The following is a 20,167-nucleotide window of genomic DNA, read 5'->3' as shown; positions in this document are numbered from 1 at the left end:
TATGAAAGGTATTATCCTCTTTTTTCTTGTATTATCTCTTGGAAGTATTATAACGGGTTATCTTATGGATTTTGAAAATTCTGAACAACTCATAGGGTTTGGAGTACTTGGACTGTTTTTCATTGTATTCCCATTATTTTCTTATTACCGATGGAAAGATAAAGACATTAAAAATTATATGCTTACTAAAGAAAATTTAGATAAAATGCGCGAGCGTGAAGGAGATAAGAGACGCTAATTATGATTTAAGTAATCTTTAATTCAAATTTCTCCTTTGTATAAAAAAGCGTTTTAATAAATCTGCGGCCTCATTTTCCATGATACCTCCTTTAAGGATTGTTTTAGGATGCAGTTTGCTGTTTAAATTGATACAACCACGTTCCAAATCCCTGGTACCATATACAATATTTGATATTTGACTCCAGTATAAGGCGCCTGCGCACATTTGGCAGGGTTCTAAAGTCACATATAAGGTACAATTTTGAAGATATTTGCCTCCTAAAAAATTAGCCGCTGCCGTTATAGCCTGCATTTCGGCATGTGCTGTAACATCATTTAAGGTCTCTGTAAGATTATGACCTTTAGCAATAATTCTGTTCTCAATAACAATGACAGCACCAACAGGAATTTCTCCTTTTTCAAAAGCAATCTCAGCTTCCTGTAAAGCTTTTTTCATAAAATAAGTATCATCAAATGGATTTATCATTTTAAAACTAATTTGAAAGCTGAAAATTTAATAATCGAATTATTACTTGGTGCTCAAAAATACAATTTCAAGTGGTACATTTGTAACCTGATGAGCAAAATTTTAAATAGTATCAATTCGCCAATAGATTTAAGACATCTTTCTCAAGAGGAATTACCTAAACTTGCCAAAGAATTACGTGAATTTATCATCAATATTGTTGCTGCAAAAGAAGGCCATTTAGGTGCCAGCTTAGGGGTTGTTGAATTAACTATTGCGCTTCACTATGTATTTAACACACCTGAAGATTTACTCATTTGGGATGTGGGTCATCAGGCCTATGGTCATAAAATATTAACGGGAAGGCGAGATAATTTTGATACCAATAGACAAATTGGCGGATTAAGTGGGTTTCCTAAACGGGAAGAAAGTGAATACGATACTTTTGGGGTCGGCCATGCGGCAACCTCCATTTCAGCGGCTTTAGGAATGGCCATTGCTTCACAACTACATGGCGATTTCAATAAAAATCATATTGCCGTGATTGGTGATGCCTCTATCGCCAGTGGAATGGCCTTTGAAGGGCTCAATCATGCCGGCGTAACAAATACTAATTTGTTGGTTATTTTAAATGATAATACTATTGGCATTGACCCCAGTGTCGGTGCCTTAAAACAATATTTAACCAATGTTAAAAAAGGCACAGAAAAACAAGATAATATTTTTGAAGCTTTAAATTTTGACTATTCGGGACCTATTGATGGTCATGATATTTATAAGATTATTTCAGAATTAGAGCGCTTAAAAACAATTAAAGGCCCTAAATTTTTACATGTCATCACCACCAAAGGGAAAGGCCTAAAACAAGCTGAAGAAGACCAGGTAAAGTACCATGCGCCAGGAAAATTTGATGCACAAACAGGAGCTATTTATTCTAAATCTAAAATCAAACAAGCTCCAAAATATCAAGACGTATTTGGCTATACCCTTGTTGAACTTGCCAAAAAAAATAAAAACATTGTTGGTATCACACCTGCCATGCCAACGGGAAGTTCTTTAAAGTTTATGATGGAAGAAATCCCTGAACGTGCCTTTGATGTGGGCATCGCTGAGCAACATGCCGTTACTTTAGCTGCAGGCATGGCCACTCAAGGTCTTATTCCATTTTGCAATATATATTCCACCTTTTTACAACGCGCTTACGATCAAATTATTCATGATGTGGCGCTTCAAAATTTACCCATTATTTTTTGTTTAGATCGTGCAGGACTCGTTGGTGAAGATGGCGCCACCCATCATGGTGTATTTGATTTATCGTATTTAAGATGCATTCCAAATCTTATCATTTTTGCCCCTCGCAATGAAATAGAGCTAAGAAACATCATGTATACTGCTCAACTTGGTTTAAAAGAACCTATAGCCATTAGATATCCGCGCGGACGCGGCATCACCATTGACTGGAAAAAGCCTTTTGAAAAAATTAAAATAGGCACGGGTAAACTGCTCAAAGAGGGCCATTCATTAGCTGTTTTAAGTATTGGAACCATTTCTAAAAATATTGAAGAAGCCTTAACTCATATTGAAAATAAAGAGGCCATTGCACACTATGATATGCGGTTCGTAAAACCTTTAGATGAAAGACTATTGCATCAAATCTTTAAAAAATACCATCAAATAATAACCATTGAAGACAATGCCATCACTGGAGGATTTGGAACGGCGATTCTTGAGTTTGCATCAAAACATAATTATAAGAAATCTATAAAAATAATTGGGATTCCTGATATTTTTATAGAACATGGGGGTGTTGATGAACTCCAAAAATCTGTTGGTTTAGATGCTGGAAGTTTAGCTATATTGATTTCAGAATTTATTTCTTAAAAATGAGTTCCTTTTATCTTTTTATAATTAAGAATGGCATTGCTATCAGAAAGCAAGGATACATAATTACAGACAGCTAATAAACGCAGATATAAACTATCCTGATCAACTTTCATTGTTTTTGGTAATCTGTTTAAAATAAGTCTATCGTAATTAGATGGGTTTCCATTATAATTATTATTAACCGCATTTATATAAACACTTAATAGATTTTTTAAAATCTCATATCCAGCAATTTCCTTGTCAATCACCTCATCAGACCTATAAATATTTTCAACACTAATTTTGATGATGTCATTTATTTGTGCTTCATATTTACTCTTATCCAACAGTGCTGTTTGAAATTCCCCTTTTAAAATAAGCTCTTCATTATTCATAAAAATATGAACGACTTCATTAATCAGCGTATTTATAGCTAAGGCTCGCAAATAACTAATTCTATCTTGGGTATTTTTTAGCTGATGGTACTTTTTGGTGTTAATAGTCTCTTTTACCAATTTAATCAAATATTCAAGTGCAAATTCTTCTTGAATCAGACCCAAATTAATCCCATCTTCAAAATCAATAATAGTATAACAAATGTCATCAGCTGCTTCAACCAAAAAAGCCAGAGGATGACGTGAAAAACTCAAATCTGATGGACTCCTTTTTGTCAAGCCCAATTCTTTGGCAACATTTATAAAGCCTTCCTTCTCACTTTGAAAAAAACCGTATTTTTTATCAGCAATATGATTTGTTGGTTTTTTAGGTAAAGATTCTTTAGGGTATTTCATAAAAGCTCCAAGAGTGGCATAACTTAAACGCAAACCACCTTCTCTCCCTTCCCTGCTTTCAGTTAATATTTTAAAACCATTGGCATTTCCTTCAAAATCACATAAATCTTGATATTCCTTATCATTTAATTGACTCTTAAATTGAGCCCCTTGACCCGTTTTAAAAAATTCTCCAATAGCTTTTTCTCCAGAATGCCCGAAAGGCGGATTCCCTATATCATGGGCTAAAGCAGCAGCAGCCACAATTGCACCAAAATCATTGGCCTGATACCCATGTACCGTTTGTAAATGTGGATGTTTTTCTAATAATTCCTGACCTACTTTTCTACCAATGGAACGACCAACCACACTCACTTCCAAACTATGTGTTAGTCTTGTATGCACAAAATCTGTTTGTGATAAAGGAATGACTTGTGTTTTATCTTGAAGGCTTCTAAATTCTGAGGAAAAGATGACACGGTCATAATCTACTTCAAACCCAAGACGTGTTTCATCTTGTTCCTTTCTTAGCCTTTTGTTGGTGTCTCCAAATCGTTTTAAGGATAATAATTGTTCCCAGATCATTATATAAATTTAAGTGAAGGCAAGATACTTAAATTAAGTAATAAACAGAATCAAAATTTGGTAACATTAAGGTAACATTTTAATGACAGTTGTTTAATAATTACATAACATCATGATTAAAGTAAAGCCCGTAATTTGCTTCATAATTATTAAGGATCAAATGAAACAACTAATTACTTTATTACTACTTACCTTTTCAAGCATCAGTTTTGCTCAAAATACAGGTTTAATTGTTGGAAAAGTTACTGATAAAGAATTAAACAACGAACCTTTGATGTTTGCTAGCATCTCTGTTAAAGGCACGGCTATTGCCTCTGAAACAGATTTCACGGGTATATTTCTTATTGAAAACTTGGCTGAAGGTGATTATACCTTAGTTTGCAACTTTATTGGTTATGAAACTAAAGAATTAACTATTCGTGTTAGTTCAATGCAACCAACTGAAATTAATATTTCTTTAGCTCCCAGTACCATTTCAATAAATGAGCTTACCGCTTTAAGTAGTGTAGCTAAAAAAGACGACAAGACTGCTGTTGCCTTAAATAATTAAGAGCCTAATCTCATTTTAAAATCTTTTAGGACTCATACAATCTATGTTGGTCTTCTTTCTTTAAACAACGCTTGATTATTATTCAAGACAATCCACTTCATTTTAACAATTAAAATTTTAAAGCTTTTAATGTTAACTTATTGTTTACAGATTAAGAATTTGGTATCGAAAAGGTAATGTTTAGTTAACACTTTCATCACTGTTGTTTAATCCTTAGGTAACATCTTGTTTACACTATGTGTCTTTCTTTGCAGCATTAATTATGAAAAGACTAATGAAAAAAATTATACTGCTATTGTTACTTTTTGTTTCAACACTATCCTTTGCTCAAAGCACTGGTTCTATTGTTGGAAAATTAATAGATAAAGAATATGATGATGAACCACTTGCCTTTGCTAACGTTTTAATAAAAGGAACGACCAAAGGAACTACCTCAGATATTGACGGCGGATATAGTTTTAACAATTTAGACGTGGGTTCCTATATTTTACAGTTCAGCTTTATTGGTTATGAAACTCAAGAAATTAACGTAACAGTAACCGCAGGGAAAGAAGTTGAACTTAATGTTACAATGGCAGCTAGTGCTGCTTCCTTAGACGAGGTTGTTATTACCACTACTACGAAACGTGAAAGTGAAACAGCACTTTTATTAGACCAAAAGAAAGCCGTTGAAATGAAACAAAGTATTGGTGCCGATGAATTATCAAGAAAAGGCGTTGGTGATGCCGCTGGTGCTATAGCCAAAATATCAGGTATTTCAAAACAAGAAGGCTCCAGTAACGTTTATGTAAGAGGTTTAGGAGATCGTTATTTAAATACAACCATGAACGGCCTATCTTTACCATCCAATGATGTTAACAAAAAGAATATTAATTTAAATCTGTTTTCTACAGATGTTATTGAAAACGTCTCTGTAGCTAAAGCCTATTCTTCAAAATTTTATGGCGATTTTTCTGCAGGAAATGTAGACATCAAATCGAAAGATTATACCGGGAATGGATTTATCGATTTTAATGTCGGAACCAGTTTTAATACCAATGCCATTGGTAAAAACTTTGTCAGAAGTGAAGGCACTGGCTTTTTTGGATATTATGGCCGCTATGCACACAATCCTTTTGCTATTATTTTATCACATGGTATTGACCCGGTAAATGCAGGTACCCCAATCAACGTGAGTTATGGAGGTTCTGCTGGAAAATCATTCAATTTTAATAATGGTTCTCGTTTAAGTTTCTTTTTAACTGGATCTTTTAATAATGGTTATGAATACAGAAAAGGGAATGCCATTGATTATACATTAACTGAAAAAAAGGCTTTTGATGCCGCAGAAGAATTTGAATATTCAACAACTTCTACGGTTATGGGAAGTGCTAATTATAGAGTTAATGATGAGAACTCTTTAAAGTTTACTTCCTTATTTATAAATAACTCTTCAGATGTTGTGGGTTACTTTGGTATAGATGGGACTGGTAGAAACAGAGATGCTATATTAGATACTGATAAAGGATTTTATCAAATGAACGTTCAGTTTGACCAAACTCAGATGACCGTCAATCAGTTAGAAGGTAATCATAAGTCAGGAAAACTTGAAGTAGACTGGGGTGTTGGTTATAATTTAGTGCACTCCAAACAACCGGACAGAAAACGGATCAGTTTAGAAAATTACCAATATGCTTTAGATAATGACCCAAATACCAACCCAACATTTTATAGTAATGTGGTTTTTGATAACCAGCGTTATTTTCAAAACATAACCGATGAAGAAATAAATAGCCGATTAAATTTAGCCTATAACGTTTCGGATAATTTAAAATTTAATTTTGGCTACGATGGTAAAAGCAAAAAGAGAAAGTTTAACAATATCCGTTATGGTTATGACATAGTCGATTCAAACTATGCTGTGACTGATGTTACTCATTTTAATAATGTTTTTACTCTTGACAACTTACGTATCAACTCTAATGATACTGGTGGTTTATATCAAATAAAAGTTATCAATACCATACCAGGTTTATCAAACACTAACAGACCAGGTTTACCTGAAAACACCTACCAAGGAGATTTAAATATTTATGCAGGATATGTTGACGCCGAAATAAAAGCTGGTGAAAAATGGTTGTTTGTGCCTGGAATCCGATTAGAATCTGTTGATCAAAAAATTAGTTATGATGTCATTAACCTAGGTAACAATGGGAAGGCCACAATAAATGCCAAAGAAAATTTTTATCTGCCTAGCTTAAACGTTAAGTACACCATCAATGATGATCAGAACTTACGTTTTACAGTGAGTCAAACCGTTTCACTTCCTGAATTTAAAGAAGTAGCGCCTTTTGTTTATGAAAGCATTGCAACCAGAATAGGTGGTAACCCGGATCTATTAGGTTCTAGTAATCCTGATTTCGTGAATGTAGGAGATAAATCATATTCTAAAATAGTGAACCTTGATTTAAAATATGAATGGTTTTACAGTAAAAGTGAATTAATTTCCTTCTCCGCTTTTGCTAAAGAAATTAAAAATCCCATCAACTTAGTAGTAGGTGCAGATGCTACCGGAACACAACGTTATTTCAGAACAGGCAACAAAGCGAACATCTATGGTGTTGAAGTAGAATTAAGAAAAAACATCTTACATAATGCTGATGATGATGCCATTTTATCCGCAGGATTTAATGCTACTTATATGAAAACTGAGCAGGATCTATTTTCTAATATTAATGGTACTTACAACTTGTCTTTCAACAGAAGCAAAGAAGAATTACAGGGTGCCTCCCCATTATTATTAAATGCCGATATTAATTATTCTCCCGTTTTCAAAAACTATAAACCAACAGCCAATTTAGTGTTCTCATACTTCTCAGACAGATTAGATGCTTTGGGTTCTGGCCAATTAGGTAATGTTATTGAAAAAAGTGTGTCTACACTAGATTTTATCTGGAAGAATAACATTAATAACAAATTTGAAATCAATTTAAGTGCAAAAAACCTATTAAATCCTACTATTAGATATGTAAGAGAAACTACCCTTGGTGATGTTGTAGTAACTTCAGCTAATGGCAAAGGTATTTCGAACTACAAACGGGGTATGGATTTAGGTATTCAATTAAAATATAAATTTTAACTAATAATAAAAAATAACACAAAAATTAATAAATAAAAAAAGATGAAAAATACTTTAATTTTAGGAGCAGCAATAGTATCAATGCTTTTCTCTTGTACAACAGATGATACTGCCGACATTATTATCAATGATAACAGTGATAATAGCATAACAAATAATACGACACCAGGTGGTGGGACTCCAACTGGGCAAACCATTTACTTAGCTGGAAACTACGATTCAGACTTAACATTAGATCCAATTAACACATACATTTTAAACGGTTCTTTAATCATGCTTGATGGTACCACATTAACAATCCCTTCAGGTATGACTATTAAGGCTTCTTCGAGTGGTGCTTCTGTTTACATCGCTATTTCACAAGGCGCTAAAATTATAGCTAGTGGAACTCCAACAGAGCCTATCGTTTTAACTTCTAACGCACCGAATCCGGCTGCAGGTGACTGGGGTGGCTTAATCCTTCTAGGAAAAGCACCTATTAACTCTGTGGTTGCTGGAGCTACATCAACTTCAGAAATTGCCAGCTTACCTTATGGGGGAACTGATCCAGCTGATAATTCCGGAACTATTCAATATTTACGAGTTGAATATTCAGGTGGTGCCGCTGACGGTCAGTCAGAAAATAACGGATTATCATTTTATGGTGTAGGTAATGGCACAACTGTGCAATATATCGAATCATTTGAAGGTAAAGATGATGGCTTAGAGTTTTTTGGTGGAACTGTTAATGTAAGTTATATCTATTCCATTAACAACCAAGATGATTCTATTGACTGGACAGAAGGATACTCAGGAACTATTACGCATGCTTATGTAAAACATGGTCCAGATCATGACAAAGCATTTGAATGTGATGGTTACAATACCGACTTTAGTAATGCTGCCGGTTATTATTCTAAGCCTAATGTCACTAACGTAACAATCATCGGGCAAGGAAATACTTCTGGAACTGAGGCTATCCGTTTAAGAGCCGGTACTCAAGGTATTTTTAATAATATTTTAATACAAGGTTTCGAAGAAGGATTTGATTTAGATGGTGATGCTGGTGACAATCCTACTGGTGCTGGTGTTGTTAGTGGTGACTTAAATGTTACTAATGTAACTTTTACCGATGTAACAACTAAGGTTAAAAATGATACTGGTGTTTCATTTAATATAGATGGTGATTTCATTATCTCTGGAGATGGCAACGCTACAGGTACAGATTATGCTACTTGGGGTGCAGGTTGGTCTAGAGTTGAATAACAAAAAGCATTAAATACAAATAAAAAAGCATCCTTTTTAGGATGCTTTTTTATGACGTCTTGTTATTTTAAAAGTCTTGGTTATTTGATTTTTCCGATTCTTTTAAATTAGCAATAACGTTAGTGCTATAATCTACTTCTTTTACTGTTTCTTTTGTCCAGTAAAACCATTTGCCGACCTTTTTCCCATTATCATAATTAGCTAGAACCGTTTTACTGCCATCAGTATCAAAACTTAACCATTGCCCTTGAAGTTTACCATCTAAAGTATAAGTCCCTGTTTGACTAACTACTCCATTGTCATGATAATACGTAACTTCAATTAATTTAGTGTCTTCATTAAGTTTTAAAACTCTCTCTTTTTGAGCAAGAGAAACCATACCGATAAAACAAGCAAATAAAACTAAAATGCCCTTTTTCATAATTATGATTTTTTAAATTATTAATTATCAAATATAAAACTAAATTTACATTTAATCAATGTTTACGTAACATTAAATTAACATTGAAATAACTACTAACACACTTCTTAAGATTTAGATTATACTTTAAATTATAATAATTAATGATTAGTTAATCTTACCATTACAATCAGTTTATTTTACTCATTGATATTTGTCTGTATTTTAAAATACACATTAGTTATTCATATAATCTATTAGTTTTTGTCGACTACATTATCATGAATCTAATAACTGCCTTTGGCCAAGGCAGTTTTTTTATTTAAAAAATAATGATTAGGAAACATTCAGTTAACATTTGAATCGGAAATTTGCAGCGACAAAAATTAATAAACCAATTATGAAACTTAAATTATTCATAGTATCTTTTTTTACATTTTTTATTTTAAGCGCTCAAGAAACTCCTGCACCAAAATTTGGTAAAGGACTTTTTAATTTGGTAGGTCAAGATAGTTCTTGGACTATGAAAGTAGGGGCCAGATTTCAATTTTTAGCAACTTCTTTGATGCAAGATGGAGAAAGTCCTGAAACGAGTTTTTTAATACGCCGTTCAAGATTAAAGTTTGATGGGTTTGCTGTTTCTCCTAAGCTAGAGTATAAACTTGAGTTAGGCCTGTCTAACAGAGACATGTCAGGGGTGTCTGCATTTACAGGAAATACGCCTCTGTATGTCATGGATGCGGTCTTGAAATATAATTTTTATCAAAATTTTGAACTTTGGGTTGGTCAAACAAAACTTCCAGGGAACAGAGAACGTGTGATCTCTTCAGCAAATATGCAACAAGTAGATCGTTCAATTCTAAACTCTCGATTTAATATAGATCGTGATATAGGTTTTCAACTTAGACATCATTTTACAATTTCTGATCATTTTGTAGTCCAGGAAATATTTGCCCTTTCTCAAGGGGAAGGCCGGAATGTGGTAACTGGCAACCTAGGTGGTCATCAATATACAGGACGTATTGAACTGTTGCCAATGGGTAACTTTGCAGGTAATGGTGATTATTCCGCATCAGATTTAAAAAGAGAGCAAACTCCAAAACTTGCCATAGGTGTTACTTATGATCACAACAATAATGCTGTAAGAAACAGAAGTAACCAAGGGTCTTATATGACCACTGATATTGGGTTTTATGAAACGAACATTAATACCCTATTTATTGATACCATGTTTAAATATAAAGGGTTTAGTTTAATGGCTGAATATGCGGATAGAGATGCTAAAGATCCCATTGCAAAAAATTCTGATGGTACTGAAACCGGAGCCATTGTGCAGGTTGGAACAGGTCTAAATATTCAAAGTGGTTACTTATTTAAAAACAATTGGGAAGTTTCAGGAAGGTATTCAACTGTAGAATTGGATAAAGCCATTACAGGAGCTGACCCTGAACACCAATATACTTTGGGTCTTTCAAAATTTATAGTAGGTCATAGTTTAAAAGTACAAACTGATGTTAGCCTTACTGAAGTTGCGAATCAGGAAAATGAAGTTTTATGTCGTTTACAATTTGATATCCATTTCTAATAAACAAAAATAATATATCTAGAAATCATGAAAAAAAGTATAGTAATTATAGCCCTTGCATTTTTATCAATCGCTTGTGGAAACAAAAAATCAAATAATCAAGATGGTGCTGAGGCTCCATTAAGTGGGACAGTTTCAATTGATGGTTCAGGAACAGTGTTTCCAGTCTCTGAAGCGGTAGCGGAGGAATTTTTAGCTGAAGAACCAAATGTAAAAGTAACTGTTGGCGAAAGTGGAACTGGTGGTGGTTTTAAAAAATTTGGTGCCGGCGTTATTGATATTAGCGATGCCTCGAGAGAAATTAAAGGTAAAGAAATTGAACTTTGCAAAGAAAATGGTATCGAGTATGTTCAATTAACTGTGGCTTTAGACGGCATTACTGTTGTTGTAAATAAAGATAACACCTGGGCGACTTCAATGACCACTGAAGAATTAAAAAAATTATGGGAACCAAACAGTACTATAACTAATTGGAACCAAATTAGAAACGAATGGCCAAATGAAGAAATTCATTTATATGGACCAAATACTTCTCACGGTACCTACGATTTCTTTACTGAAATTATAATGGGTGAATCTGGCGCAAGTAGAACCGATTATAACGCTGTATCTGATTATAACGTTGCTGTTCAAGGTATTGAAAAAGATAAAAATGCTTTAGGATACTTTGGATTATCTTACTACGAAGAAAACAAGGACAAATTAGGAGTTGTAGGAATTGACAATGGAACTGGAGCAGTACTTCCAAGTATTGAAACAGTTGCCAATAATACCTATGCGCCTTTATCTCGTTCATTGTTCATTTTTGTCAGTCTAAAATCTGCACAAAGACCTGAAGTTAAGAAATTTGTAGAGTTTTATCTTGACAATGCCCCTGAATTATGTAAAGAAGTGGGATATGTTCCAATGCCAAAAAGTGGATATGACGCTCAAAAACAAGCATTCAAGAATGCGCTAAGTGGCCAATAAAAGTATTTGCAATCATTATATATCGCCGGTAAGATATTTTCTTACCGGCTATTATGGTCTATGAAAATAAAAGAAAAAATAATTGAAATATTATTGAAGCTTTGTGCTTCAATTACAATATTTACTACTATTGGTATTATTGCAGTCCTTTTATTTGAAAGTATTGCCTTTTTTAAAAACGTATCCATATTTGAGTTTTTTACAGACACCCAATGGACCCCGTTATTTAGTGAAAAGCATTTTGGTATTTTATCTTTAGTATCTGGTACCTTTTTAACTGCAGCCATTGCCATTGCCGTGGCCCTTCCCATTGGATTGACCATTGCCATTTATTTAAACATGTATGCCCCTAAAAGTTTTAGAAAAACCTTAAAACCTATTTTAGAAATTTTAGCGGCGATACCAACAGTGGTTTATGGGTTTTTTGCATTAACCATTGTAACGCCCTTTTTACAGAATATTTATCCGGATTTAGAAACATTTAACTCCTTGTCTGCAGGACTTGTAATGGGAATCATGATAATCCCATTTATTTCTTCGTTGAGTGAAGATGCCTTATATGCTGTGCCAAAATCTTTAAAGGAAGCTTCTTTTGGAATGGGTTCAACGCGTTTTCAAACAGCTATAAAGGTCATGGTGCCCGCGGCTTCCTCAGGTATTATTGTATCCGTCATCTTAGCAATTTCAAGAGCTATTGGAGAAACGATGATAGTGGCTATAGCCGCCGGTCAGCAAGCTCAATTCTCATTAGACCCAACCATACCAACCCAAACGATAACCTCTTACATTGTTCAAGTAAGTATGGGAGATGCGCCTCAAGGTTCTATAGAATATAAAACTATTTTCGCAGCCGGTTTAACCTTATTTTTATTTACATTTTTATTAAATACTATTAGTTTTTGGATTAAGAAAAAGTATCAAGAAAAATATGAATAACTTACAAAAAAACAGAATTATAGACACCAGCTTTAAAACAGTTGGCTTGTTATTTACATTATTAGGTATACTAATTTTAGTCATTTTACTATACAATATAATCCGTGTAGGTTATACACGAATTAACTGGGATTTTTTAACAAGTTTACCGTCAAGGAAACCTGAAAGAGCCGGAATTTATACTGCTATAATTGGCACTTTAGATTTAATGCTGTTAACCATTGTTTTTGCAATTCCAGTAGGTATTGGTGCAGGACTTTATTTAGAAGAATATGCTAAAAAATCTCGTTGGTCAACATTATTAGAAATTAACATTGCTAATTTAGCAGGTGTTCCTTCAATCATTTACGGATTGTTGGGCTTAGGTATTTTTGTAAGGTTTTTTGGCTTTGGAGGCAGTATTTTATCTGGAGCTTTAACACTTTCATTACTCATACTTCCAATCATAATAGTAGCCACCCGAGAGGCTATAAAAGCAGTACCGCCTTCCTTAAAAGAGGCCTCTTTTGCCTTGGGCGCTTCAAAATGGCAAACATTACAGAAGGTGGTTCTACCATCGTCTTTTGGAGGGATCTTAACAGGTGTTATACTATCTTTATCACGAGCCATAGGGGAAACGGCTCCTTTAATAGTGGTTGGTGCAATGGCCTATGTGCCATTTATACCACATTCCCTATTTGATACATTTTCAATTTTACCGATGCAAATTTTTACCTGGACCACACGTCCGCAAGAAGGATTTGCAATAGCTGCCGCGGCCGCGATTATTATATTATTAGTCATTACATTTGTAATGAACGGCATAGCGGTTTATCTTAGAAATAAATGGCAAAATAAATTAAGTTAGCTATGGAAACAACAATAGAACAAACATTACCAATGGACAAAATAGTAGATAAATCATTAAAAAAAACACATACCATTGAAGTTAATGATGCCAAAGTTTGGTATGATGATTTTATGGCAATAAAAGGTATTGACATGGTGATTAAACCGAATACAATCACCTCTTTTATTGGTCCTTCTGGTTGTGGAAAATCAACTTTTCTGCGATTATTTAATAGAATGAATGATTATGTCGATGGATTTAAAATGGAAGGAAAAATCAAGGTCAATGGCAGAAACATATATAAAGACAAAGTACATGTTGAAGAGTTGCGTAAAGAAATTGGTATGGTTTTTCAAAAGCCTAATCCGTTTCCGAAATCTATATATGAAAACGTAGCCTATGGCTTGAAAATACAAGGAATAAAAGATAAAAATCTTATTAATGACCGTGTTGAAAAGGCATTAAAACAGGCCGATCTTTGGGAAGATGTCAAAGACAATTTAAAAAAGTCTGCATTAACACTTTCTGGTGGGCAACAACAGCGTTTGTGTATTGCAAGAACTTTGGCTGTAGAACCTTCTATAATATTAATGGACGAACCTACTTCGGCTTTAGATCCTATTTCTACCTCAAAAATTGAAGATCTTATCTTTGAGTTGAAAGAAAAGTATACCATAATAATTGTTACCCATAATATGCAACAAGCAAGTAGAATCAGTGATTATACCGCTTTTTTCTATTTAGGTAACCTTATTGAATTTGACAAAACAAAAAATATTTTTACAAACCCACAAAAAAAACAAACCGAAAACTACATTACTGGTCGTTTCGGATAATTATATTTATTATGCAAAATGTAACTTACCATCGCGAAGCATTAAATCAAAGTGGCATTGATATGCTTTCTATGTGCAAATCTCAATTGCAAAAATCTAATGAATCGTTTGTAAATCATGACAGTGATTTAGCAGAAGAAGTTATTCGAAATGAAACGCGAATAAACGCTCTTGATTTAAAAATTGAAAAAGACTGTGAAAAATTCATAGCCCTTTATACGCCAGTGGCAATTGATTTAAGATTTGTAATAGCCCTTCTTAAAATCAATTCTGAATTAGAGCGTATAGCAGACCATGCCTATGGTATCTCAAAATATGTTGTAGATATTGACAATAAAATAAGCCCTCATTTATTAACGGCTACACAGTTTGATGTGATGCATGATACTATCATGTTAATGATGGATATTATTACGGAAGCTTATGAAAACAAAGATGTTAAAGTTGCTAGAAAAGTATTTAAGAAAGATAAAATATTAGATAAAATAAATATAAATTCTTTCACCGTTTTAGAAGAAGAAATTAAAAAAGATAATAGCATTACCGCTGAAGCATTAATTTTATTATCTGTTGTAAAAAAGATGGAAAGAGTTGGTGACTTAATAAAAAATATAGCTGAAGAAATTATATTTTATATAGATGCCGAAGTGCTTAAACATCAGAACAAGAAATAAAACACAGCCTATAATTGATATTTAATGAACTCTTTTTAAATCTGTTTTTAAATCTTAATGTTTAAATAACCTCATAAAAAATTATTTAAGTATTTTTGCTTCATTACTATTAACAAATTTTTTATGGAGAATATATACTTTTATATGATAATTGCCCTTGCCATTTTAGCGGTTGCTGATTTGGTGGTAGGAGTAAGTAATGATGCTGTAAACTTTTTAAATTCCGCCATAGGTTCTAAGGCCATTTCTTTTAGAACTATCATGATAGTTGCCAGTTTGGGTATTGCTATTGGCGCCATATTTTCTAGCGGTATGATGGAAGTTGCCAGAAAAGGTATTTTTAATCCTGGGGAATTTATGTTTAGTGAGATCATGATCATCTTCATGGCTGTGATGATCACAGACATTCTCTTATTAGATTTTTTCAACTCTGTAGGCATGCCTACATCTACTACTGTTTCCATTGTATTTGAATTACTAGGTGCAGCAGTAGCCATCTCTTTAATTAAAATAGGTCATGACGGTGGTTCTTTTGGAGATCTTGTTAATTATATTAACACCTCTAAAGCCTCAGAAATCATTTTTGGCATTCTACTCTCGGTAATAGTCTCCTTTTCCATTGGGGCATTAGTCCAATGGGTTGCCAGGCTGCTATTATCTTATGACTTTGAAAGAAAGGCAAAATGGGTTGGAGCCTTATTTGGCGGTTTTGCTTTGACTTCTATTACCTATTTCATTTTTATGAAAGGCATAGGCGGAACTAATTTCGCCAAACAAAGTTTTGATTTAATTGGAGGTGAGACTATTCAATCCTACTTAGAGCACAACGTTTTGTCAATTGTAGGCGTTAGTTTTATTTTTTGGTCTCTATTGTCTTTTACCTTAATATCTCTTACAAAAACCAACATTTATAAATTAGTCATATTAATAGGGACTTTTGCTTTAGCTTTGGCTTTTGCGGGAAATGACCTTGTAAATTTTATTGGCCCATCAACAGGAGCCTATCAGGCTTATTTGGATTTTATGAATCCAGAAATTAACACCCTTGGGCTATCCGCTTCTGAATTTTCAATGCATAGTCTTAGTTCAAAAGCATCTACTCCAACGTTGTTATTACTAATTGCAGGTTTGATTATGGTTTTAACGCTTTGGTTTTCAACCAAAGCTCAAAATGTAGTAAAAACATCTTTAGATTTGGCAAGTCAGGGAAACACCAAAGAAAGATTTCAACCTAATTTTTTATCTAGGGTATTTGTAAGATCTGCTGTTTTAACGTCTCAGGTGTCTGCATACATTTTACCGCAATCCTGGCAAGCAAAAATTGATAAACAATTTGAGGCGCCCGTAATAAAGATCAGTAAAGATAAGACATATGAGCTTCCAGCTTTTGACTTAGTTAGAGCCGCTGTAAATTTAATGGTTGCTGCTGTATTGATTTCTATTGCAACATCATACAAATTGCCATTATCAACTACTTATGTAACCTTTATGGTAGCTATGGGTACTTCATTAGCCGACAGAGCCTGGGGTGCGGAGAGTGCTGTTTATAGAGTTGCTGGTGTAATTAATGTTATAGGCGGTTGGTTCTTTACGGCTTTCAGTGCCTTTTTCGCTGCCGCATTAGTCGCCTATTTATTAAATTTGAATATTAATATCATGTTCCCGCTCTTATTAGTAATTGCCTTCGCTATATTAATTAGAAGTTCGATATCGCATAACAAAAAAACTAAAGAAGCCAAAGCTGAAGACAGTCTGACGAAATCGGAGAGCAGCTCAATACAGGGTGTTATTCATGAGAGCGCTGGCAATATAGCTAATGTGGTAAAACGTGGCAACAGAATATATACGAATGCCATTAATGGGCTGGCAAAGCAAGATTTAACATTACTTAAAAAGAATAAAAAACAGATTAATAAACTATCTGAGGAGATAGATGAATTAAGAGATAATATCTTTTATTTTATTAAAAATTTAGATGATTCAAGTGTAGGTGCCAGTAACTTTTATATTCATATTTTAGGTTATTTACAAGATATGATTCAATCATTAGAGTACATCACTAAAGTGAGTCATAAACATGTTCACAATAATCATAAAAAATTAAAATTCAACCAAATAAAAGAATTAAAAGAGGTTGATGAGCGTTTTGAACGCTTATTTGAAAATACCAGAAAAGCCTTTGAATCAAGATCTTTTGAAGAAATAGGTGTTATTTTAACCAGAAAAGATGAGATTTTAAAATTAGTTAGTGATAAAATTCACAAACAAGTTGAACGCACAAGAACTGAAGAGTCTAGTCCAAAAAACACGACGCTATACTTTAGTATTCTTTTAGAAACAAAAGATTTATTAAAAGCAACTATGAATCTTTTGGAAGAATATCACAACTCACATGATAGCTCTGTAAAACCTGCAACTTTAAAAGCTCCAGAAGAAGAATAGAGTTCAACGATAAAATTAAATGATATAAAAACCTCCTTCACTAAGGAGGTTTTTTATTTTAAAGAGATCATTATAAATATATTCAAAGAAAAAGCGTCTAAAAAAGACGCTTTTCAAAAACACTCAATTAAATCTTCTTTTAATATAAAAAGACTATTTATTTTAAGATCCACACATTAAACAATCATCACCACCAGTAGAACCTTTTGCTTGGGCAATTAGGGCTTTCATTTCTTCAGCCGTCATAGGTTCAACCTCAGTATTTTGTTGTGCAAATTTTGCGGCTGCCTGAACCGCTAATTTTTTTTGTTGTGCCAATTGTGCCTCATCAACTGATATAGTTTCTTCTGTTGGCTCTTCTGCTTTTGCTTTATCTAAAGTGAATTTAATAGCATCAACAGCACTCTTAGTTCTAAGATAGTACATCCCTGTCTTCAAACCACTTTTCCAGGCATAGAAATGCATAGAGGTTAATTTTGCCATCGTAGCGCCTTCTAAAAACAAGTTTAAGGATTGTGACTGATCAATAAAATAACCTCTGTGACGCGACATATCAATAATGTCCTTCATACTCAATTCCCAGACCGTTTTATATAACTCTTTTATATCCTGAGGAATGGCATCTATGCCTTGAATGGAACCATTCGCCCTCATGACCTCCTGCTTTAAACCATCGTTCCATAAACCAAGTTCAACCAAATCTTCTAATAAATGTTTGTTTACTACTATAAATTCGCCAGATAAAACTCTACGTGTGTAAATATTTGAAGTATATGGTTCAAAACATTCATTGTTCCCAAGAATTTGAGAAGTTGAAGCTGTTGGCATTGGCGCTACTAATAGAGAGTTTCTTACCCCATGCTTAACCACTTGTTTGCGCAACTTAGCCCAATCCCAAAGACCACTTAAATCTTCATCTTTTAGTCCCCATAAATTATATTGAAACTCTCCTTTACTGATTGGGGACCCTTTAAATGTTTGGTAAGGACCATCAGCCTTGGCTTCTTCCATACTAGCAGTAACCGCAGCAAAATAAATGGTTTCAAAAATATCCTGATTTAACTTTTTAGCCTCATCACAGGTAAATGGCATCCGCAATTGAATAAAAGTATCAGCCAATCCCTGAACGCCTAATCCAATTGGACGATGACGCATATTAGAATTTTCTGCTTCTTTTACAGGATAATAATTTCTGTCAATGACCTTATTTAGATTTTTTGTCACTCGCTTAGTAACACGGAACAATTCTTTATGATCAAAAGCTCCGTTCTTTATAAACATAGGTAAGGCAATAGAAGCTAAATTACAGACAGCAATTTCATCAGGAGATGTGAACTCCATAATTTCGGTACATAGATTTGACGATCTAATAGTCCCTAAATTTTGCTGATTAGATTTGCGGTTTGCAGCATCTTTATACAACATGTACGGTGTTCCGGTTTCAATTTGAGACTCTATGATCTTTTCCCAAAGTTCACGAGCCTTAATTGTTTTTCTACCTTTTCCGGCAGCTTCATATTTTAAATATAAAGCTTCAAACGCTTCACTATGCACATCACATAAGCCAGGACATTCATTAGGACACATTAAGGTCCATGAACCATCTTCTTGAACACGTTTCATGAAAAGATCAGGAATCCACATCGCGTAAAATAAATCACGAGCTCGCATTTCTTCCTTACCATGATTTTTCTTCAATTCTAGGAATTCAAAAATATCAGCATGCCAAGGCTCTAAATAAATAGCAAAACTTCCTTTACGCTTTCCTCCGCCTTGATCAACATAACGCGCGGTATCATTAAATACCTGTAGCATTGGAACAATACCATTACTAGTGCCGTTGGTTCCCGAAATATAGCTTCCTGTAGCACGAACATTGTGAATAGATAAACCAATACCACCTGCAGATTGTGATATTTTAGCCGTTTGTTTCAGCGTATCATAAATACCATCAATACTATCATCTTTCATAGTTAATAAGAAACAAGATGACATTTGAGGTTTTGGTGTACCGGCATTAAAAAGTGTTGGCGTGGCGTGGGTAAAATATTTTTTTGACATGAGCTCATAGGTCTCAATGACTGACTCTAAATCATTCAAATGAATTCCAACGGCTACACGCATGAGCATATGCTGAGGACGCTCAGCAATTTGCCCGTTTAATTTCAACAAATAGGACCTTTCTAGTGTTTTAAAACCAAAATAGTCATATCCAAAATCACGATTATATATAATAGTAGAATCTAGGGTATCTTTATTTTTCATGATAACCTTGTAAACATCATCAGCCAAAAGAGGTGCATCTTTGCCTGTTCTCGGGTTTACATAAGTGTATAAATCATGCATCACCTCACTAAAGGTTTTTTTGGTGTTTTTGTGTAAGTTTGACACAGAAATTCTGGCAGCCAATCGTGCATAATCTGGATGTGCAGTGGTCATGGTCGCAGCAATTTCTGCAGCCAGATTATCAAGTTCACTGGTGGTTACACCATCATATAAGCCCTCAATTACACGCATGGTTACTTTAAGCGGATCAACTAATTCATTTAATCCATAGCAAAGTTTACGAACTCTTGCTGTAATCTTGTCGAACATTATCTGCTCTTTTCTGCCATCTCTTTTTACTACATACATTTTTTTAAATAGTTTTTTAATTTTTCCGATACACCTTCAGAAAATT

General features: G+C 33.9%; 16 protein-coding genes. 12 read left to right on the top strand and 4 right to left on the bottom strand.

What is annotated here, in order from left to right; translation table 11 throughout:
• Position 1: 1 nt before the first annotated feature.
• Complete coding sequence (locus V8G56_RS06760) at positions 2-238, top strand: hypothetical protein (RefSeq protein WP_395437679.1); 237 nt, start codon at positions 2-4, stop codon at positions 236-238.
• An 18-nt stretch (positions 239-256) separates the two neighbouring features.
• Here the strand turns inward: V8G56_RS06760 and V8G56_RS06755 are convergent, their stop codons facing one another.
• Positions 257-706 (bottom strand): nucleoside deaminase, encoded by a 450-nt coding sequence (locus tag V8G56_RS06755; RefSeq protein ID WP_331629551.1) that lies wholly within the window; start codon positions 704-706, stop codon positions 257-259.
• Positions 707-796: 90 nt separating this feature from the next.
• Between V8G56_RS06755 and dxs the strand changes: the two genes are divergently transcribed.
• Positions 797-2,566, top strand: a complete 1,770-nt coding sequence (gene dxs / locus V8G56_RS06750) for a 1-deoxy-D-xylulose-5-phosphate synthase (protein ID WP_395437678.1) — start codon at positions 797-799, stop codon at positions 2,564-2,566.
• On the opposite strand, the gene V8G56_RS06745 is transcribed toward dxs, so the two are convergent.
• Positions 2,563-3,903 (bottom strand): deoxyguanosinetriphosphate triphosphohydrolase, encoded by a 1,341-nt coding sequence (locus tag V8G56_RS06745; protein ID WP_395437677.1) that lies wholly within the window; start codon positions 3,901-3,903, stop codon positions 2,563-2,565. The genes dxs and V8G56_RS06745 overlap by 4 nt on opposite strands.
• A gap of 160 nt (positions 3,904-4,063) precedes the next feature.
• On the opposite strand from V8G56_RS06745, the gene V8G56_RS06740 reads away from it, so the two are divergent.
• From V8G56_RS06740 to V8G56_RS06730, 3 genes are all read left to right on the top strand, one after another.
• Entirely contained in the window at positions 4,064-4,453 is a 390-nt protein-coding gene (locus V8G56_RS06740) for a carboxypeptidase-like regulatory domain-containing protein (protein ID WP_395437676.1), read from the top strand.
• A gap of 274 nt (positions 4,454-4,727) precedes the next feature.
• Positions 4,728-7,571: a TonB-dependent receptor gene (locus V8G56_RS06735; RefSeq protein WP_395437675.1), complete on the top strand. Its 2,844-nt coding sequence runs from the start codon at positions 4,728-4,730 to the stop codon at positions 7,569-7,571.
• Between the two features lie 42 nt (positions 7,572-7,613).
• The gene (locus V8G56_RS06730; RefSeq protein ID WP_395437674.1) at positions 7,614-8,816 is read left to right on the top strand and encodes a multidrug transporter; all 1,203 of its coding nucleotides are present in this window, start codon (positions 7,614-7,616) and stop codon (positions 8,814-8,816) included.
• 67 nt (positions 8,817-8,883) lie between these two features.
• On the opposite strand, the gene V8G56_RS06725 is transcribed toward V8G56_RS06730, so the two are convergent.
• Complete coding sequence (locus tag V8G56_RS06725; protein WP_395437673.1) at positions 8,884-9,237, bottom strand: toxin-antitoxin system YwqK family antitoxin; 354 nt, start codon at positions 9,235-9,237, stop codon at positions 8,884-8,886.
• 379 nt (positions 9,238-9,616) lie between these two features.
• On the opposite strand from V8G56_RS06725, the gene V8G56_RS06720 reads away from it, so the two are divergent.
• From V8G56_RS06720 to V8G56_RS06690, 7 genes are all read left to right on the top strand, one after another.
• On the top strand, positions 9,617-10,801 hold the full coding sequence (locus tag V8G56_RS06720) for a porin (RefSeq protein ID WP_395437672.1): 1,185 nt from the start codon (positions 9,617-9,619) through the stop codon (positions 10,799-10,801).
• Positions 10,802-10,828: 27 nt separating this feature from the next.
• Complete coding sequence (locus tag V8G56_RS06715) at positions 10,829-11,770, top strand: PstS family phosphate ABC transporter substrate-binding protein (protein WP_395437671.1); 942 nt, start codon at positions 10,829-10,831, stop codon at positions 11,768-11,770.
• Positions 11,771-11,830: 60 nt separating this feature from the next.
• The gene (gene pstC, locus V8G56_RS06710; protein WP_331634182.1) at positions 11,831-12,706 is read left to right on the top strand and encodes a phosphate ABC transporter permease subunit PstC; all 876 of its coding nucleotides are present in this window, start codon (positions 11,831-11,833) and stop codon (positions 12,704-12,706) included.
• The gene (gene pstA, locus V8G56_RS06705) at positions 12,699-13,553 is read left to right on the top strand and encodes a phosphate ABC transporter permease PstA (RefSeq protein WP_331634183.1); all 855 of its coding nucleotides are present in this window, start codon (positions 12,699-12,701) and stop codon (positions 13,551-13,553) included. The genes pstC and pstA overlap by 8 nt, the downstream gene beginning before the upstream one ends.
• Before the next feature lie 32 nt (positions 13,554-13,585).
• Positions 13,586-14,371: a phosphate ABC transporter ATP-binding protein PstB gene (gene pstB, locus V8G56_RS06700; RefSeq protein WP_395438156.1), complete on the top strand. Its 786-nt coding sequence runs from the start codon at positions 13,586-13,588 to the stop codon at positions 14,369-14,371.
• A gap of 11 nt (positions 14,372-14,382) precedes the next feature.
• The gene (gene phoU, locus V8G56_RS06695) at positions 14,383-15,045 is read left to right on the top strand and encodes a phosphate signaling complex protein PhoU (protein ID WP_395437670.1); all 663 of its coding nucleotides are present in this window, start codon (positions 14,383-14,385) and stop codon (positions 15,043-15,045) included.
• Positions 15,046-15,168: 123 nt separating this feature from the next.
• Positions 15,169-17,487 carry an inorganic phosphate transporter gene (locus tag V8G56_RS06690; RefSeq protein ID WP_395437668.1) on the top strand — a complete coding sequence of 773 codons (2,319 nt, stop codon included), beginning with the start codon at positions 15,169-15,171 and terminating at the stop codon, positions 17,485-17,487.
• A 162-nt stretch (positions 17,488-17,649) separates the two neighbouring features.
• Here the strand turns inward: V8G56_RS06690 and V8G56_RS06685 are convergent, their stop codons facing one another.
• The gene (locus V8G56_RS06685) at positions 17,650-20,121 is read right to left on the bottom strand and encodes a ribonucleoside-diphosphate reductase subunit alpha (RefSeq protein WP_395437667.1); all 2,472 of its coding nucleotides are present in this window, start codon (positions 20,119-20,121) and stop codon (positions 17,650-17,652) included.
• Positions 20,122-20,167: the final 46 nt, after the last annotated feature.

The sequence above is a fragment of the Gaetbulibacter aquiaggeris genome (assembly GCF_044003965.1).
Classification (GTDB): Bacteria; Bacteroidota; Bacteroidia; order Flavobacteriales; family Flavobacteriaceae; genus Yeosuana; species Yeosuana aquiaggeris.
This window is presented reverse-complemented; position numbering and strand designations above follow the sequence as displayed.

Bases quoted from the DNA above. Each gene is read 5' to 3' on its own strand.
- V8G56_RS06760 (WP_395437679.1), top strand. From the start codon at position 2: ATGAAAGGTATTATCCTCTTTTTTCTTGTATTATCTCTTGGAAGTATT.
- V8G56_RS06755 (WP_331629551.1), bottom strand. From the start codon at position 706: ATGATAAATCCATTTGATGATACTTATTTTATGAAAAAAGCTTTACAG.
- dxs (WP_395437678.1), top strand. From the start codon at position 797: ATGAGCAAAATTTTAAATAGTATCAATTCGCCAATAGATTTAAGACAT.
- V8G56_RS06745 (WP_395437677.1), bottom strand. From the start codon at position 3,903: ATGATCTGGGAACAATTATTATCCTTAAAACGATTTGGAGACACCAAC.
- V8G56_RS06740 (WP_395437676.1), top strand. From the start codon at position 4,064: ATGAAACAACTAATTACTTTATTACTACTTACCTTTTCAAGCATCAGT.
- V8G56_RS06735 (WP_395437675.1), top strand. From the start codon at position 4,728: ATGAAAAAAATTATACTGCTATTGTTACTTTTTGTTTCAACACTATCC.
- V8G56_RS06730 (WP_395437674.1), top strand. From the start codon at position 7,614: ATGAAAAATACTTTAATTTTAGGAGCAGCAATAGTATCAATGCTTTTC.
- V8G56_RS06725 (WP_395437673.1), bottom strand. From the start codon at position 9,237: ATGAAAAAGGGCATTTTAGTTTTATTTGCTTGTTTTATCGGTATGGTT.
- V8G56_RS06720 (WP_395437672.1), top strand. From the start codon at position 9,617: ATGAAACTTAAATTATTCATAGTATCTTTTTTTACATTTTTTATTTTA.
- V8G56_RS06715 (WP_395437671.1), top strand. From the start codon at position 10,829: ATGAAAAAAAGTATAGTAATTATAGCCCTTGCATTTTTATCAATCGCT.
- pstC (WP_331634182.1), top strand. From the start codon at position 11,831: ATGAAAATAAAAGAAAAAATAATTGAAATATTATTGAAGCTTTGTGCT.
- pstA (WP_331634183.1), top strand. From the start codon at position 12,699: ATGAATAACTTACAAAAAAACAGAATTATAGACACCAGCTTTAAAACA.
- pstB (WP_395438156.1), top strand. From the start codon at position 13,586: ATGGACAAAATAGTAGATAAATCATTAAAAAAAACACATACCATTGAA.
- phoU (WP_395437670.1), top strand. From the start codon at position 14,383: ATGCAAAATGTAACTTACCATCGCGAAGCATTAAATCAAAGTGGCATT.
- V8G56_RS06690 (WP_395437668.1), top strand. From the start codon at position 15,169: ATGGAGAATATATACTTTTATATGATAATTGCCCTTGCCATTTTAGCG.
- V8G56_RS06685 (WP_395437667.1), bottom strand. From the start codon at position 20,121: ATGTATGTAGTAAAAAGAGATGGCAGAAAAGAGCAGATAATGTTCGAC.